This window comes from Streptomyces sp. NPDC059009 (genome assembly GCF_042740175.1).
Classification (GTDB): Bacteria; Actinomycetota; Actinomycetes; order Streptomycetales; family Streptomycetaceae; genus Streptomyces.
In genome coordinates this window covers 68,697-83,643 of the sequence record NZ_JBHYJB010000044.1, presented here as the reverse complement: position 1 = coordinate 83,643, position 14,947 = coordinate 68,697, and the positions used below count along the sequence as shown (strand labels likewise).

The following is a 14,947-nucleotide window of genomic DNA, read 5'->3' as shown; positions in this document are numbered from 1 at the left end:
TTCTGCGGGTCTCGGGGGCTCGCATTGGTTTTTAACAGACCGTCCGGGGGATTGGGGGGTTGGGTGGGGGCTGCGCCGTGCCCCGCGGGGGGGGGTGGGGGGGGGCACGGGGCGGTGCGGGTGGCGTCGGCTCAGGCGGGGGAGCCGAGCAGCGGGGCCGGGGTCAGCCGGTGGGTGAGCACCGGGAGCAGGTCGGCCGCGCGGTGCCTGCGGTGCGCCGTGATGCCGGGCGGGGCGGGCGCGAGCGGCACCAGGAGGTCGGTGGGGGCGAGGTGGCCCTCGGCGCCGTCGTCGGTGCAGTCGGCGTGCAGCCAGAGGGTGAGCATGTAGAGCTCGGGCACGGAGAGCAGCCGGGGCTGGTACGCGGTGAGGGTGGTCTCCGCGTGCCGGAGCGCGCGCTCTGTGGAGGCGACGTAGGGGCCCTCGAAGAAGTGGGAGAACGCCCAGCCGTCGGGCGTGAGCATCGTGTCGGCCGCGGCCACCGCGCGGTCCCCGCAGTGGATCAGGAAGCGCCAGCCCGCGAGGCGGGTGGGTGAGGTGCCCGCGGCGGTGATGCGGTCCAGGACGTGGACGGGCAGCGGGAGTTGGGGGCTCACGGGTCCCTGGGCGGTACGCAGGGACGGGGTGCGGGCCTCACGGACGGCGGTGGGGGAACCGAGGGCCGCGAGAACGCTGCGCAGGGCTGGCGCGGGAGCCGGGGGGACATGCAGCGGCATGGTGAGTCGCCTCTCTCATTCGACAGGCACGGCGATGCGGGGGCACAAGCGGACGGCGCTGTCAGCTCTGGGCTAGAGGCGCGGGGGGCAAAGTACCGCGAGCGCCAACTCTCCGCCTTCTTCGCGAAGTTTATACGACAGGTGTTCAGACGAGGTTTCCTCTAGTCGCGCCCTATATTGCCAGCAAGACGGCAACCGGTCGTGCTCGGGAGGCGAATCATCCTGATTTCGCGAGGAGTTGAGGCGGCGACCTCGGGGAATGCCCCGGCAGTGGACGGCCGATTCTTTTCGGTGTTTTTCACCAGGGGCCACTGAAGCGGAACTTCCGCTCTGTGTCATGCCTGGCGAATGTGCCCCGTGGTTGCTGCACCGAGCGTACTTGGCCGTGGGCATGTGCGGGGCGTTATCGATCACATTGCCTGGGCATCATCCCCCGTGACACAGCGGCCGGATCATTGGCTGCCCATCCGCTGAAGGGATCCCCGATGGGCGAGAAGGTCGTGGCGGGAGCGGTCGACCTGTCCGATCGTCAGCGCTACCGCAGGAAGCTCCGGCAGTGTCTCGACGGCTTCGTCCGGCTCCTCGACGAGGGGCGCTTCGACCGGCCCAAGAACCTGATGGGGCTGGAGATAGAGCTGAATCTCGCGGGGTCCGACGGGCTGCCGGTGATGATGAACAAGGAAGTACTCGAGAGGATAGCGAGCCACGATTTCCAGACGGAACTCGGAATGTTCAACCTGGAAGTGAATATCGCCCCGCACCGGCTTGGCGGACGCGTTCTCGACCGGCTCGCGGAGGAACTCCGTACCGGCCTCAACTATGCGGAGCGCAAAGCCAACGAGGTGGCCGCAGGGATCATGATGATCGGCATTCTGCCGACTTTGGGGCGAGAGCACCTGGTCTCCCGGAATCTCTCCGACGTGGACCGCTATGCCCTGCTCAATGACCAGATCGTGGCGGCGCGCGGCGAGGACTTCGTCCTGGATATCGAGGGCGTCGAGCGGCTGAACTGCACCGCCGCGTCGATCGCGCCCGAAGCGGCCTGCACCTCCGTGCAGTTGCACCTCCAGGTCACGCCCGGCCGGTTCGCGGCGGTGTGGAACGCGGCGCAGGCCATCGCCGCCGCGCAGGTCGCGGTGGGCGCCAACGCGCCGTTCCTGTTCGGCCGCGAGCTGTGGCGCGAGTCGCGGCCGCCGCTCTTCCTGCAGTCCACGGACACCCGGCCGCCCGAGCTCCAGGCGCAGGGAGTGCGGCCGCGGACCTGGTTCGGGGAGCGTTGGATCAGCTCTCCGCGCGACCTCTTCGAGGAGAACCTGCGCTACTTCCCCGCCCTCCTGCCCATCTGCGACGACGAGGACCCGCAGCGCGTCCTGGACGCGGGCGGGGTGCCGCATCTGGCCGAACTCGTCCTGCACAACGGCACCGTGTACCGCTGGAACCGCCCCGTGTACGGCATCGCCAACGGCGTCCCGCACCTGCGCGTGGAGAACCGTGTGCTGCCGGCCGGACCCACCGTCACCGACGTCGTCGCCAACGCGGCCTTCTACTACGGGCTGGTGCGCGCCCTGGCCGAGGAGGCGCGGCCCGTGTGGGCGCGCCTGCCCTTCGAGGCGGCCGCCCGCAACTTCGACGCCGCGTGCCGCCATGGCATCGAGGCCCGGCTGCGGTGGCCGCGCCGCGGCCGGCACGGCACGACGGAGGTCCCGGCCGTCTCCCTCGTACGCGATGAGCTGCTGCCCCTCGCGGCGGCCGGGCTCGACGCGTGGGGTGTCGAGCCCGCCGACCGCGACCTGTATCTCGGGGTGATCGAGGAGCGGTGCAAGCGGCGCATGAACGGGGCATCGTGGCAGGCCACCACGTACCACCGGGCCCTGGAGCGGGGCCTGGACCGGGATGCGGCGCTCGCCGCCACGACGCGGCGCTACCGCGAGCTGATGCACAGCGGCGAGCCCGTGCACACCTGGCCGGTGGGGCTGCGGGAGCCGGCGCTGCCGCTGGGGTGAGCGGGTGCGGTGGCCGGGCCGTGAGCTCGCGACTGCGCCGTTGTTGAGCGGGGTGAGGCGCACGTGGATGCGTGGCGCTCAAGAGGAAGCAGTGCCGCGGATCGCCCTTGGCGGGCCCGGCCGCCGCCGGATCCGCCGACGCGTGCCGGGCCGCCCCGCGGGCTCAGGCGCGGCTGCCCGCCTCCATGATGGCCTTGAGGATGACCGTGCGGATCTGGGCCGGGTCGTCGACCTGGTGGCCCGAGCCGCCGGTCGCCTCGGCGATCTGCTTGACCTCGTCCTTGTCGGCGTCGGGGCCGACCGCGATGGCGATGATCGGGAGCGGGTGCTTGGGGTCGGCGAGGTTCTCCAGCTGGGAGATGAGGTTGCTGCGCGAGATGCTGCCCTGGTCCTGGTTGACCCCGTCGGTCAGCACCACGAGGGCGTTGAACTTGCCGTTCCCGTACGAGGACCGGGCTTCCTTGTACGCGGCGAGCGTCGTGTCGTAGAGGCCGGTCGCGCCGCCGGGCACGGGCTGGAGCGAGCTGAACGCCTCCGTGAGCTTGTCCCGCTGGGTGCCGTCGCCCTTGCGGTCGCCGAGGCGCTCGGTGGGGACGAGCTTGCGGTAGTCGCGGGTTCCGTCCAGGTGGGTGGCGAACTTCCAGAGTCCGATCTCGTCCTCGTCGGTGAACTGTGAAAGGGCCTGGATCAGCGCCGCCTTCGTCACCTCCATACGGGACTGGCCGCGGCCCGGCACGATCTGGCCCATCGACTCGGAGGCGTCGACCACGGTGGAGAGCCGGGCGCTCTGGACCGTGATCGTCCACATGCCGAGGGCCTCCTGGACGGCCTTGTCCGAGGGCGGGTCGGACGCCTCCATCGCGTACGGCTGCGGGGTGCGGCCGCCCGCCGCCGAGACCAGCTGGTCCGAGGGATCCTCGCCGCTCTCGGTCCGGAAGCCGTGCTTGGCGAGGATCTTGCGGCCCTCGTCGCCGCTGAAGAGCGTCATGAAGCGCAGGGCGGCCCGGCTCTGGTCGGTGCTGAGGCTGTCCTCCTCGACCAGGGCGTACGGGTAGTCGAGGCGCGGCGAGCCGTCCTTGGGGTAGAAGAGGTCGAGGTCGGCGTCGTCTCCGGCCGAGGCATTGTGTGCGAACGCGGCCTGCTCGGAGAGGACCAGGGCCTGGTTGCGGCGCGGATTGCCCTGCTCGGTGCCCGAGGAGTCGCGGGCCAGCGTGTCCATGAGCTGGGCGTCGTTGTCGGAGGTGCGCTTGGCGAGCGCCTTGGCCATGGCGGCGGCCTGGACACTGTCCTTGGAGCCGGACTTCTTCTCGCCGGCGCCGAGCTGGGTGAGGGCGAGCAGGCCGGTCGCGCTGCGCGCCGGGTCGGCGGCGCCGAGGCGCAGCTTGTCGCCCTTGAGTGCGGCGCCGGTCAACTCCGGCCAGGTGTACGTCTTCTCGGGCCAGCCGAGGGACTCGGCGGCCTTCGGGACCATGCCGATGCCGATCGGCGAGGAGGCTATGTTCCCGGTCGGGGTGAGCTTGTTCTGCTTGCCGCCCATCGCGACGCGCTGCACCCACAGGTCCGAGTCCGGCACCCACACCTCGTAGCCGGGCTTGTCCTTGCCCGACCGCAGCTCGTCCGCGACCTTGTAGGAGTCGCGGGCGGAGACCCGTACGTCCATGCAGTGGCCGTCGGACGTGATCTCGTTCTCCCGGGCGTGGTCGGCCGCCTCGCGCAGGGCCGGGGCCATGTCGGGGGCGGCGACGACATCGAGGCGCACCGCGTCGTCGCTGCAGGTGCCGCCGAAGGAGATGAGCCCGCTGCGCACCGCGACGGCTGTGCCTCCAGCGACCGCCAGTACGAGGGCGGTGGCGATGGCCACCGAGCGGCCGCGGGCGCGCGGACGCGGGTCGGCCGCACCCCTCTCGTACTCATCGGGCAAGCTGTGACGTCCCATGGCGGTGGTGCCCCTCCTTGAGTCAAAGGCAAGGAAAGAGGGGGCGGCGCCACCGGTGCGGCGCCCGTCCCCCCTCGGCCTGTCGCGCACGATCTTCGTAACTTCATTCGAGACCCTAGCGGGACGAAGATGGGGATGAGGCGGGATTACTCAACTGGAGGCTGGTGTGCAAGCGGAGCCGGGGCCAATGGCCGGTTCTTTTCCCGTGGAGCGGCTGTCGCGGAAGATTTTCCGGAACGAGACCCTGCTTGTCCTGGCGCTCTCGCTCGGGGCGAGCGGAGTGTCCGCGCTGATCAGCTTTGTCGGGTCGGTCACCAAACCGGGGGGTCTCAAGGAGCAGGCGGCGACGATGAACGCCTCGGCCGCGCCCGGGCGGCCCTGGCTTGATCTCGCGTGGCAATTGTTCGGAATCGCGACCGCGTTGGTGCCGGTGGCGCTGGTCGCGCACCTCCTCACGCGGGAGGGCGCGGGGCTGCGGACGCTCGGCTTGGACCGGAGCCGGCCCTGGCCGGACCTGGGGCGCGGGGCGGGCGTCGCCGCCGTGATCGGCAGCATCGGGATCGCGTTCTACCTGGGGGCGCGGGGGCTGGGGTTCAACCTCACGGTGGTGCCTGAGGCGTTGCCCGGTGTGTGGTGGAAGTACCCGGTTCTCGTCCTGTCCGCGGTGCAGAACGCCGTGCTCGAGGAAGTGATCGTCCTCGGGTATCTGCTGCGCAGGCTGGGGCAGTTGGGGTGGACGCCCATGGCCGCGCTGATCGGGAGCTCGGTGCTGCGCGGCTCGTACCACCTGTATCAGGGGATCGGTGGGTTCCTGGGCAACCTCGCGATGGGTGTGGTGTTCGTGCTGCTGTATCGGCGGTGGGGGCGGGTGGGGCCGTTGGTGGTGGCGCACTCACTGCTCGATATCGGGGCGTTTGTGGGGTATGCGTTGTTGGCTGGGAGGGTGGGGTGGTTGCCCACGGGGTGATCTTTGGCTGGTGGCCGGTGGCCGGTGGCCGGTGGCCGGTGGTGGGCTTTGTGGGGGCGTACGGGGTCCGTACGCCCCTCTTGTCTTGTTGTGTCGGCGGGAGTCTTCTCAGGCGAAGAGGTCGCCCTCGATCACCGTGACCGCCTTGCCCCTCAACAGGGTGCGGTCGCCGCGGAGTTCGGTGCGGACCAGGCCGCCGCGCGGGGAAGCCTGGAGGCCCGTGAGGTGCGTGCGGCCCAGGCGTTCCGACCAGAACGGGGCCAGGGCCGTGTGGGCGCTGCCCGTGACCGGGTCCTCGTCGATGCCCACGCGCGGGAAGTAGCAGCGGGAGATGAAGTCGTAGTCGCCCGTGGGGTCTTCGGCGCGGGCCGTGGTGATGATGCCGCGGCGTGAGTGCTGAATGAGGGCCTTGTGGTCGGGGGTGAGGGCGCGGACCGTCTTCTCGTCGGGGAGCTCCACCAAGAGGTCGCCCACGTTCGGGCCGGTGTCGTGGACGGAGACGGGGGTGGCGCCCAGGGCCTCGGCCACGCCGTCGGGGGTGGTTGTCGGGGTGAGCGGGGCCGTGGGGAAGTCGAGGGTGATCGTGCCGTCCTCGGTGGTGGTCGCCGTCAGGATGCCGCTGCGGGTGGTGAAGCGGACTCGGCCTGTGGGCTGGGCGCTGGTCCGGCCCGTGGCCTGTGCCGTGGTCTGTGCCGTAGTCCGGCCCGTGGTGTGCAGGACGTGGGCCGTCGCCAGTGTTGCGTGGCCGCACATGTCGACCTCGGTGGTGGGGGTGAACCAGCGGAGAGCCCAGTCGGCCTCGTTGCCCTCGGCGTCCTTGCTGCCCTGGGGGAGGGGGTGGGCGAAGGCCGTCTCGGCGTGGTTGACCTCCATGGCCACGTGCTGGAGCCAGGCGTCGTCGGGGAACGCGTTCAGGAGCAGGACTCCGGCCGGGTTGCCGGAGAAGGGGCGGTCGGTGAAGGCGTCGACCACTCGGATGCGGTGAGGGCTGGGCGGGGTCTGGTTCGGCATGTCATCGACGCTAGAGGGTCCGGTGGGTGGGCTGCCAAGGCCAATTCCGCTTGATTGGACCCCTTTCTGCGGGCCGCTTCGGGGGGCGGCTTCCGGGGTGCGCCTTTCGCTGTCCGTCGGTGGGGGCGGGCGGGGACGCGGCGGTATGTCCGTCCTCGAAAAGCCGGGGGTGCCGTGCGAGTACATGAGTACTGGCCTGGGTGGCTTGCTGTACTGCGGGCGGACATACCGCCGCGTCCCCGCCCTTGCGCCGTCGCTCGTCTGCGGGCCGATGGGGCGGCTGGATTGTTGGTGCTGCTGCTGCCGGTCGTGGGGGGTTGCCATGCGAACTGTTCCGATATATCGTTGACGCATCGCGACTGATCAAAGATGTTGCGAATCAACTAGACGAAAGGTGTGATCGCTATGCGTTCCCACGGTTTTGAACACGAGCACGGTCGTGGTGGCCCCTGTGGTCCCGGCCAGCAAGGTCGCGGTGGCTTCGGTTTTGAAGGTCGCGGTGGTGAGGGGCGGCGGGCCTTCGGGCCGTTCGGTCCCGGATTCGGTGGTCCCGGCCCCTGGGGCGGTGGCCGCGGTGGTCGCGGTGGCCCGCGCGGCAGGGCGCGGCGCGGTGACGTACGCGCGTCGATCCTGGCCCTCCTCAAGGACCGGCCGATGCACGGCTACGAGATGATCCAGGAGATCGCCGAGCGCAGCGGCGGGGCGTGGAAGCCCAGCCCGGGTTCGGTGTACCCGACCCTTCAGCTGCTGGAGGACGAAGGTCTGATCAGCAGCGCGAGCGAGGGCGGCAAGAAGCTCTTCTCGCTGACCGACGAGGGTCGTTCGGCGGCCGACGAGGGTGCCGACGCGCCCTGGGAAGAGGCCGGGCGCGGGGTCGACTGGGACACGCTGAACGAGATCCGGCAGGCCGGGTTCGGTCTGATGGAGGCGTTCGGCCAGGTCTGGAAGACCGGCAGCAAGGAGCAGCGCGAGAAGGCGGTGTCCGTCATCAACGACGCCCGCAAGAAGCTGTACCTGATCCTCGCCGATGAGAGCTGAGCAAGGCCGCCGGGGAGCGTGCCGTTCCCCGGTGCAGATGAGGCGCCCCGCATGTGTGATGCGGGGCGTCTCTTTTTTTGCGGCGGTGATCGGTGGGTGGGTGGTGGTGGGTGATCGTTGGGTGGATGGTCGGCTGTGTGTGGTGGGGTCAGGCCACCAGGGCCGAGAGTTTGCGGAGTGACTCCGTCAGGGCCGCGGTTGCCGAGTCCTTGAGTTTGCCCGCCATCAGCGATACGGCGGCGCCGGCGAACTCGCCGTTGATGCGCACCGTCGTGGCGTCGCCGTCGGGGATCAGGGTGTAGCGGGTGCCGACATTGACCCCCATCGGGCCCTTGCCGCGGATGGCCAGAGTGCGGGCGGTCTCCAGGTCCTCGATGGTCCAGTTGACCTCCGCGGGGAAGCCCATGAGCTTCATGTTCTCGGCGAAGGTGCCGCCGACCTCGAGGGTTTCGGGGCCGCCCTTGGGGAAGCTCGTGTGGGTCTGATTCCACTCGCCGTACGACGAGAAGTCGGTGAGCTTCGCCCAGACCTTCTCGGCGGGTGCCTCGATCCGTGCTTCCGCGCTGACTTCGGCCATGCGACCACCCCTTCTCGTCGGGCGCTGCGGACCGCAGCGGCTACGGTGTCGCGGAACGTAGCCGTGGGGCCTGGAACATTCAATACTGATGAACCGTCAGGTTTTGTGGAGCCGGTCGCCGTGGCCGGTCGGGTAGGGTGGCCGACGCCCATGACGGCACCGGCGAACAAGGAGGTGAGACCCATTACCGCAGTGCAGGTCGGGTGCTCTCCTCCGGTGGCCGTGCGGGCCGGTTCGCACGCGCGGCACAGGTGACCGAGGGAGCCCCGTAGGCGTCCCGAAAGGCTCTCTTCATCATGTCGGCTTCCCCTGTTGTTCCTCAGCGTCCCTCTGGTTCTGCTGATGGTCCTTCTGATCGTTCGGTTCTGCTTGTCGATGTCGTCGCGCGGCTGCGTGCCGCCGGGTGCGTCTTCGCCGAGGACGAAGCGGAGTTGATCACCTCCGCCGCTCGTACCTCCGCCGAGCTCGCCGCCATGGTGGCGCGGCGCGTGGACGGGCTGCCCCTTGAACATGTCCTCGGCTGGGCCGAGTTCCGCGGCCTCAGGGTCCAGGTGGACCCCGGCGTCTTCGTGCCCCGGCGGCGCACCGAGTTCCTCGTCGGACAGGCCGCCGCGCTCGTGGGGCCCGGTGCCGTCGTCGTCGACCTGTGCTGTGGCTCGGGGGCGCTGGGTGCCGCACTCGCCGCGGAGGTCGGGCGGGTCGAGCTGTACGCCGCCGACATCGATCCGGCGGCGGTGCGGTGCGCCCGGCGCAACGTCGCCGACGTCGGGGGATCTGTGTACGAGGGGGATCTGTACGAGCCGTTGCCCGGCGAGTTGCGCGGTCGTGTCGGGCTTCTGCTCGCCAACGTGCCGTATGTGCCGAGCGAGGAGATCGGGTTGCTGCCCCCGGAGGCCCGGGTGCACGAGGCCCGCGTCGCCCTCGACGGTGGTGCGGACGGGCTCGACGTGGTGCGCCGGGTGGCCGCGGGGGCGTCGCGATGGCTGGCTCCGGGCGGGCATCTGCTCTTCGAGGCCAGTGAGCGGCAGGCGCCCGCGGCTCTTGAGGCCGTCGCGCGTTGCGGGCTCGCCTCGCGCCTTGTCGGTGATGAGGAGTTGGGGGCGACCGTGGTGATCGGGAGTCGGCCGGCGGTCGGGTAGTCGGGGTGGCCGGGCGCTGGGGCGTGCGTTGCCGGGGTCAGCCGATGCGGCGAATGACCGCCGCGTCGAAGAGGTCGCAGGCCCGGGGGAAGGGACCCTCGTCGTGACAGTGCCAGGCATCCCAGAAGAGGTCGGCGGGCAGCGCGTCGTCGGGGGCGTACACGCGGTACACGTACTGCCTGCCGTCGATCGCGGGCAGGGCGACCATCCAGCACCTGCTCTCCATGTTGGTGAGGGACGAGCGCCGGGGGCGCCGCGGTTGCGCACCGGCGTGGAGCAAGACGGCGCGCGCCCCTCCGGGGAAAACGGCGAGATCTCATCCGTAAGGAGGACAACCCACGCAGGAGAGCCCAACCTGTGTGGGACGCGAAAATGGGCCGCACCGCCGATGCCTCGTCCGCCGGAGACTGATGGGGTGGGGGATGTGCAAAGCCGTACCCCGCAGGACGCCGAAACCGGCCCGAACCGAACAGAACTGGACACCAGGCTGAGCCCCGAGCTGGCCTCGGTGCTCGCCGGTGCGCGCAGGCGGGCGGTGCGCGACGGTGACCGGCAGGTGGACACCGCTCATCTGCTGCACTCCCTCATGGAGTCCGACCCCGAGGTGCGGTCCACCCTCGACAGCGGTGACCAGGTGGCGCGGCTGCTCGGCTATCTCGTGCAGCGCAGCATCGGGTACGGGCTGCAGTGGCAGGGCACCGTCGAGGACTCCGGAGCCGTGCCGTTGGTGCGCTCCGCCAAGGAGACCGCGCTCTCGCCCGCAGCGGCCACCGCTCTTGACGTCGCTCTGGCGCGCGCCGGGGCGCGTGGCGAGCCGCAGGCGCGCGGGGTCGACCTGCTGGCCGGGCTCGTCGGGGACCCGGAGTGCCGGGCCGTCGAGGTGCTCGGGCGGGCCGGGGCCGATGCCCGGGCGGTGCTGGCGAGGATCGATGCCGGGTTCGAGGAGTTCGATCTTCAGGGCTGAGGGCTGAGGGCTGAGGGCTCAGGGCTGAGAGCTGAGGGGCGCCGGGCCGCGGGGTGAGTCCGGCGCGACCGTGCAACGGGGGTCCTGCGTCCGCCGATTGAGACAGTGGTCATCGGGGGTGACGCTCCTGACGTGGGCTGCCATGATGTGCCGGTGCACGCGTCTGAAGAGAATCTGGCAGGTGAGCGGGGGTCGGCGCGCGGCGTCGGGCTCGGGCTCGCGCTCGCTTCCGCGTTCGCCTTCGGGGGGTCCGGTGTCGCGGCCAAACCGCTGATCGAGGCGGGGCTCGACCCGCTGCACGTGGTGTGGCTGCGGGTGGCCGGGGCCGCCCTCGTGATGCTGCCGCTCGCCTGGCGCCACCGGGACCTGCCCCGGCGCAGGCCCGCGCTGCTCGCCGGGTTCGGGCTGCTCGCCGTCGCCGGTGTGCAAGCCTGCTACTTCGCCTCGATCTCCCGCATCCCCGTCGGAGTGGCGCTGCTCATCGAGTACTTCGCGCCCGCCCTCGTCCTCGCCTGGGTGCGCTTCGTGCAGCAGCGGCCCGTGTCGCGCGCCGCCGCCCTCGGTGTGGTGCTCGCGGTCGCCGGGCTCGCCTGCGTCGTGGAGGTGTGGTCGGGGCTGAGCTTCGACGCCGTCGGGCTGCTGCTCGCGCTCGGTGCCGCCTGCTGCCAGGTCGGCTATTTCGTCCTGTCCGACCAGGGCAGCGACGCCGGGGCGGAGGCCCCCGACCCGCTCGGCGTCATCGCGTACGGGCTGCTCGTCGGCGCCGCCGTGCTCACGGTGGTCGCGCGGCCCTGGGGCATGGACTGGGCGGTGCTCGGCGGGAGCGCGGACCTGGACGGCTCGACGGTGCCGGCCTGGCTGCTGCTCGGCTGGATCGTGCTGATCGCCACCGTCGTCGCGTACGTCACCGGCGTGCTGTCAGTGCGCAGGCTCTCGCCGCAGGTCGCGGGGGTGGTGGCCTGCCTCGAAGCGGTCATCGCGACCGTCCTGGCCTGGGTGATCCTCGGTGAGCACCTCTCGGCGCCGCAGCTCGTCGGTGGTGCGGTGGTCCTCGCGGGGGCGCTCATCGCGCAGTCCTCGACGCCCGCGATGCCGTCGTCGGGGGCCTCGTCGGGGACGTCGTCCGGGAGCCCGTCCGGGAACCCGTCCGGAAACCCGTCCGGGAACCCGTCGGTGGTGGCCGGAGCCGCTGGAGTCCCGGATTCCGAAACGCACTTGTCGCCCAGCGGCAGCGCCACTTAGGGTCGCGCTCATGCACGCACGCGCTCTCGTCCTTCCGCCGCCCGCCGCCTAGCGCGGGCCCTCCTCGACGCACGCCCGGCCGGTGGCCGGGCCGGACGGTGCTGCCCGCAGACGAGGCCAAGGGCCGGGTCCGGAGAGACCCCTGGCCCGCACTTCTTTGAGCTTTCGCTCAGACCTTCTGCGGAGAATTCACGTGACGAACGTGTCCGATGTATCCGACGTGTCCGACGTGCCTGCGAGCACGGCAACCCACCTCTCCCCGGCGGCGGTTCGGCCCGCCGGGTCGGCCCTGCCCGTGGGGCGCGGGCTCGTCTATCTGATCGTCGCCGGTGTCGCCTGGGGGACGGCGGGCGCGGGTGCCTCGCTGGTCTTCCGGGACAGCGACATGGGGCCCGTCGCCCTGTCCTTCTGGCGCTGTGCGGGCGGGTTCGCGCTGCTGCTCGCCGCCCGGCTCGCGGGGCGGCGCCGGAGTGGGGCGGCGCGTGGGCCGCGGCGGCGCCGTGTCTTCCGTATCGCCGTCACGGGAGTGGCGCTCGCCGTCTTCCAGACCGCCTACTTCGCTGCCGTGGAGTCGACGGGGCTCGCCGTCGGCACCGTCGTCACGCTCGGCGCGGGCCCGGTCCTGATCGCGCTCGGCGCGCGGTACGCACTGGGGGAGCGGCTCGGATACGGCGGCGTCCTCGCGGTGACGGGGGCGCTCGCCGGACTGGTGGTCCTCGTGGTCGGCGGCGGGGGCGCGACGGTGCGGCCCGCCGGGGTCGCCTGGGCGCTCGCGTCGGCGGCCGGGTACGCGCTCATGACGCTGCTCACGCGGTGGTGGGGCCGGGACGGCGAGGGCGCGTCCTCGGACACGACGGTGTGGTCCTTCGCCGTCGTGTCGCTGTGCCTGCTGCCGCTCGCCCTGACGGAGGGCCTCGTGCCGCACACCGCCGAACCCGCGCGCGTGGGTGCGCTGTTGCTCTACATCGCCGCCGTGCCGACGGCGGTCGCGTACGCGCTGTATTTCGCCGGTGCGGTCGTGGTCCGGTCCGCGACCGTGTCCGTGATCATGCTCCTGGAGCCGGTGAGTGCGGCCGCCATCGCGGTCACGCTGCTCGGTGAGGAGCTGACGGCCGCGACCGTCGCGGGCACCTTGTTGATGCTGGCTGCGGTGGCGGGCCTGGCCGTCGCGGAGGCGCGGAGTGTGGTCGGGGCGCGGCGGGCGGGGGTGACGAGGGCGGCCTCGTAGGCAGGGTGATCGGCGGGCACGATGGGCGCGGTGGGCTCGTGGGTGGGCTCACCGCGCGCGGGGTGGCTCTTGGGTTCGCGCGGATCGAGCTGCTGAGCCCCTGGGGCGTGGGGAAGCCTCTAGGGCTCCAGCAGTGGGGCGATCTTCCAGCAGTGGGGGTCTTTTGAAGGCTGTGCGCGGCGCGCATCGGGCAGGCCGTGGACGGCGGCCGTGTGCAGCGCTTCGGGGCCGGTGGAGGTCTCGGCGTCGGAGGCGATGATTCCGGGCCAGTCGCCGGACGACCAGTACAGCCGATGACGTCCGGGTGCCAGGGGGAGGACCCCCACCAGATTCGGCCTGTCCGTCGAGTGCTTCGCCTCGGGGGGCAGGGCGGCCGGTCCCTGCTGTTCCTGGTCGCCTCGGATGTCGAGGAGGTCAAGGGTCAGGGACGGCATCTGGGACAGGTCGCCCTCGTCGTCGCGGTAGAAGGTCCGGTAGAAGGGGTCTGCCGCGGTCTGGGCGGCCCGCACGATCTGGAGGACTTCGCCGGCGGCGATGACGATCTCGTCCTGGATCAGGGGGATTTCGTAGATGTTCAGGTCCGGTGCGCACGCGTCCTTCGTGCCGACGGCGACGCAGACGGCTTCCTCCCCGCCCTGTGGTGGGAGCACTCCCCGCATGTAGGTGTTCCCGTGCGACGGGAGGGACAGGTGGCGCAGCACCAGGTGGACCACCTGTGTCTGCACGCGGGTGCTGTAGAGAGAGGAGGAAGGCGTCAACGTCGGCTCCGGTCAGCAGATCAGACGGATTCGGTCACACCCCGCACTTGACGCGGCGGACCTTGGTCACGGCCTTCTCCGGGGTGTCCGCGACGCCGATGATGTCAGTGTCGATCACGCTGCGCCATTCGCGGACATGGCGGTTGGCACACTTCTTGCGGGCGTTGGCTCGCCAGGTGCTGGGAGCCTTGTTGAGCTTCTTGCTCGGCTTGACGGTCTTCGACCCCTTGGCGACCGTGTGCCACTTCTTGGCGCCCTTCTTCCGGGTCTGGAGCCAGATGGTCACCTTGGCCTTGGAACCGGGGCCCTTGACCTTGAACCACCATCCGTGCCCGGAGGCCGTTGCGGGCTTGGTCGAGGACACGTGGACGAAGTCGCCGTTGCTGGCGTAGACACCGGGGCCGGGGCGGGGGGCCTGCTCGCTTGCGCTCGCGGGCGCCGCGACGCCCATGAGCAGCGCCGCGCACAGCGTTGCGGTAGCCATCTTCTTCAAGCCGAATCTCCCGTTGACGTGTGGTTCCGATGATCGACAACAACCCTAGATTTCTGAATAGACGGACGGTATTGCCCCTTCGGGCACTGCCTCAAAGGGCAGCGTCCAGCGGGTCGTTGTCGTCACTCGGCGTCCGTACGGGCGGTGTTCCAGGGGGGGGCGGCGTCACAGGTCCCTGAGGTAGTCGGGGATCTCGATGCCGGGGGCCAGGGTGTCGGCCGGGACCGGGGCGCCGTATCCCTTGGTGAGCGGGATCAGGCCCGTCCAGTGCGGGAGGTGCAGGTCCTCGGGGTCGTCGTCCGGGCCGCCCGCGCGCACCCGGGCCGAGACCTCCTCCAGGTCGAGGGCGAGGACCGACGTGGCCGCGAGCTCCTTGGCGTTGGCGCGGCGGGAGTCGGCGGCCCGGCCCGGCACCACGTGGTCGACGAAGGAATCGAGGGCGGCCTGCTTCTCGTCCGGGTCGTCGAGCTGGACGGCGGTGCCGTGGATCACCACGGAGCGGTAGTTGACCGAGTGGTGGAAGGAGGAGCGGGCCAGGACCAGGCCGTCGATGTGGGTGACGGTCACGCAGACCGGCAGGCCCGGGTCCTTCTCGCCCGCCATGCGCTGGGCCCGCGCTCCCGTGGAGCCGTGCAGATACAGCCGCTCGCCGACGCGGGCGTAGAGCGTGGGCAGCACGACGGGGCGGCCGTCGCGGACGAAGCCGAGGTGGCAGACGTATGCCTCGTCGAGTATCGAGTGCACCAACGCGCGGTCGTAGAAGGTGCGGTCGCGGTAGCGGGTGGGGGTCGTGTGCTCGGTCGGCGCGTATCCGGCGTCCGGGGACGCGGTGGCGGGGGTCTCCGGGCTGGCGGTCATTTGCACTCTCCATTGCC

15 protein-coding genes are annotated in these 14,947 nt (G+C 71.0%); 7 read left to right on the top strand and 8 right to left on the bottom strand.

Annotation, left to right across the window (positions count from 1 at the left end):
- Positions 1-131 precede the first annotated feature (131 nt).
- Positions 132-716, bottom strand: coding sequence for a hypothetical protein (locus ACFWYM_RS35380; RefSeq protein WP_384846636.1), 585 nt, complete (start codon positions 714-716; stop codon positions 132-134).
- A 485-nt stretch (positions 717-1,201) separates the two neighbouring features.
- On the opposite strand from ACFWYM_RS35380, the gene ACFWYM_RS35375 reads away from it, so the two are divergent.
- Positions 1,202-2,719: a glutamate--cysteine ligase gene (locus ACFWYM_RS35375; RefSeq protein WP_384846634.1), complete on the top strand. Its 1,518-nt coding sequence runs from the start codon at positions 1,202-1,204 to the stop codon at positions 2,717-2,719.
- A gap of 163 nt (positions 2,720-2,882) precedes the next feature.
- Here the strand turns inward: ACFWYM_RS35375 and ACFWYM_RS35370 are convergent, their stop codons facing one another.
- Entirely contained in the window at positions 2,883-4,655 is a 1,773-nt protein-coding gene (locus tag ACFWYM_RS35370; RefSeq protein WP_384846632.1) for a substrate-binding and VWA domain-containing protein, read from the bottom strand.
- A 187-nt stretch (positions 4,656-4,842) separates the two neighbouring features.
- Between ACFWYM_RS35370 and ACFWYM_RS35365 the strand changes: the two genes are divergently transcribed.
- Positions 4,843-5,622 (top strand): CPBP family intramembrane glutamic endopeptidase, encoded by a 780-nt coding sequence (locus tag ACFWYM_RS35365; RefSeq protein ID WP_384846630.1) that lies wholly within the window; start codon positions 4,843-4,845, stop codon positions 5,620-5,622.
- 108 nt (positions 5,623-5,730) lie between these two features.
- Here ACFWYM_RS35365 and ACFWYM_RS35360 read toward each other — a convergent pair whose 3' ends face one another.
- Entirely contained in the window at positions 5,731-6,633 is a 903-nt protein-coding gene (locus tag ACFWYM_RS35360; RefSeq protein WP_384846628.1) for a PhzF family phenazine biosynthesis protein, read from the bottom strand.
- 405 nt (positions 6,634-7,038) lie between these two features.
- Between ACFWYM_RS35360 and ACFWYM_RS35355 the strand changes: the two genes are divergently transcribed.
- Positions 7,039-7,671 carry a PadR family transcriptional regulator gene (locus ACFWYM_RS35355; protein ID WP_384846626.1) on the top strand — a complete coding sequence of 211 codons (633 nt, stop codon included), beginning with the start codon at positions 7,039-7,041 and terminating at the stop codon, positions 7,669-7,671.
- A gap of 148 nt (positions 7,672-7,819) precedes the next feature.
- On the opposite strand, the gene ACFWYM_RS35350 is transcribed toward ACFWYM_RS35355, so the two are convergent.
- Positions 7,820-8,248: an SRPBCC family protein gene (locus tag ACFWYM_RS35350; protein ID WP_384846625.1), complete on the bottom strand. Its 429-nt coding sequence runs from the start codon at positions 8,246-8,248 to the stop codon at positions 7,820-7,822.
- A gap of 296 nt (positions 8,249-8,544) precedes the next feature.
- Here ACFWYM_RS35350 and ACFWYM_RS35345 point away from each other — a divergent pair, with 296 nt between their 5' ends.
- Positions 8,545-9,387, top strand: a complete 843-nt coding sequence (locus ACFWYM_RS35345; protein ID WP_384846623.1) for a putative protein N(5)-glutamine methyltransferase — start codon at positions 8,545-8,547, stop codon at positions 9,385-9,387.
- A 37-nt stretch (positions 9,388-9,424) separates the two neighbouring features.
- On the opposite strand, the gene ACFWYM_RS35340 is transcribed toward ACFWYM_RS35345, so the two are convergent.
- Positions 9,425-9,613, bottom strand: coding sequence for a hypothetical protein (locus ACFWYM_RS35340; protein ID WP_384846621.1), 189 nt, complete (start codon positions 9,611-9,613; stop codon positions 9,425-9,427).
- Positions 9,614-9,811: 198 nt separating this feature from the next.
- Here ACFWYM_RS35340 and ACFWYM_RS35335 point away from each other — a divergent pair, with 198 nt between their 5' ends.
- The 3 genes from ACFWYM_RS35335 to ACFWYM_RS35325 all read left to right on the top strand — a co-directional run bounded on the left by ACFWYM_RS35335 (position 9,812) and on the right by ACFWYM_RS35325 (position 12,821).
- Entirely contained in the window at positions 9,812-10,351 is a 540-nt protein-coding gene (locus ACFWYM_RS35335; RefSeq protein ID WP_384846670.1) for a Clp protease N-terminal domain-containing protein, read from the top strand.
- Positions 10,352-10,498: 147 nt separating this feature from the next.
- Positions 10,499-11,593: a DMT family transporter gene (locus tag ACFWYM_RS35330; RefSeq protein WP_384846668.1), complete on the top strand. Its 1,095-nt coding sequence runs from the start codon at positions 10,499-10,501 to the stop codon at positions 11,591-11,593.
- A 229-nt stretch (positions 11,594-11,822) separates the two neighbouring features.
- Positions 11,823-12,821, top strand: coding sequence for a DMT family transporter (locus ACFWYM_RS35325; protein WP_384846666.1), 999 nt, complete (start codon positions 11,823-11,825; stop codon positions 12,819-12,821).
- Between the two features lie 119 nt (positions 12,822-12,940).
- On the opposite strand, the gene ACFWYM_RS35320 is transcribed toward ACFWYM_RS35325, so the two are convergent.
- The 3 genes from ACFWYM_RS35320 to ACFWYM_RS35310 all read right to left on the bottom strand — a co-directional run bounded on the left by ACFWYM_RS35320 (position 12,941) and on the right by ACFWYM_RS35310 (position 14,930).
- Entirely contained in the window at positions 12,941-13,546 is a 606-nt protein-coding gene (locus ACFWYM_RS35320; protein ID WP_384846619.1) for a hypothetical protein, read from the bottom strand.
- Between the two features lie 67 nt (positions 13,547-13,613).
- On the bottom strand, positions 13,614-14,063 hold the full coding sequence (locus tag ACFWYM_RS35315) for a hypothetical protein (RefSeq protein WP_384846617.1): 450 nt from the start codon (positions 14,061-14,063) through the stop codon (positions 13,614-13,616).
- A gap of 174 nt (positions 14,064-14,237) precedes the next feature.
- Positions 14,238-14,930, bottom strand: a complete 693-nt coding sequence (locus ACFWYM_RS35310) for a pyridoxamine 5'-phosphate oxidase family protein (RefSeq protein WP_384846615.1) — start codon at positions 14,928-14,930, stop codon at positions 14,238-14,240.
- Between the last annotated feature and the right edge of the window lie 17 nt (positions 14,931-14,947).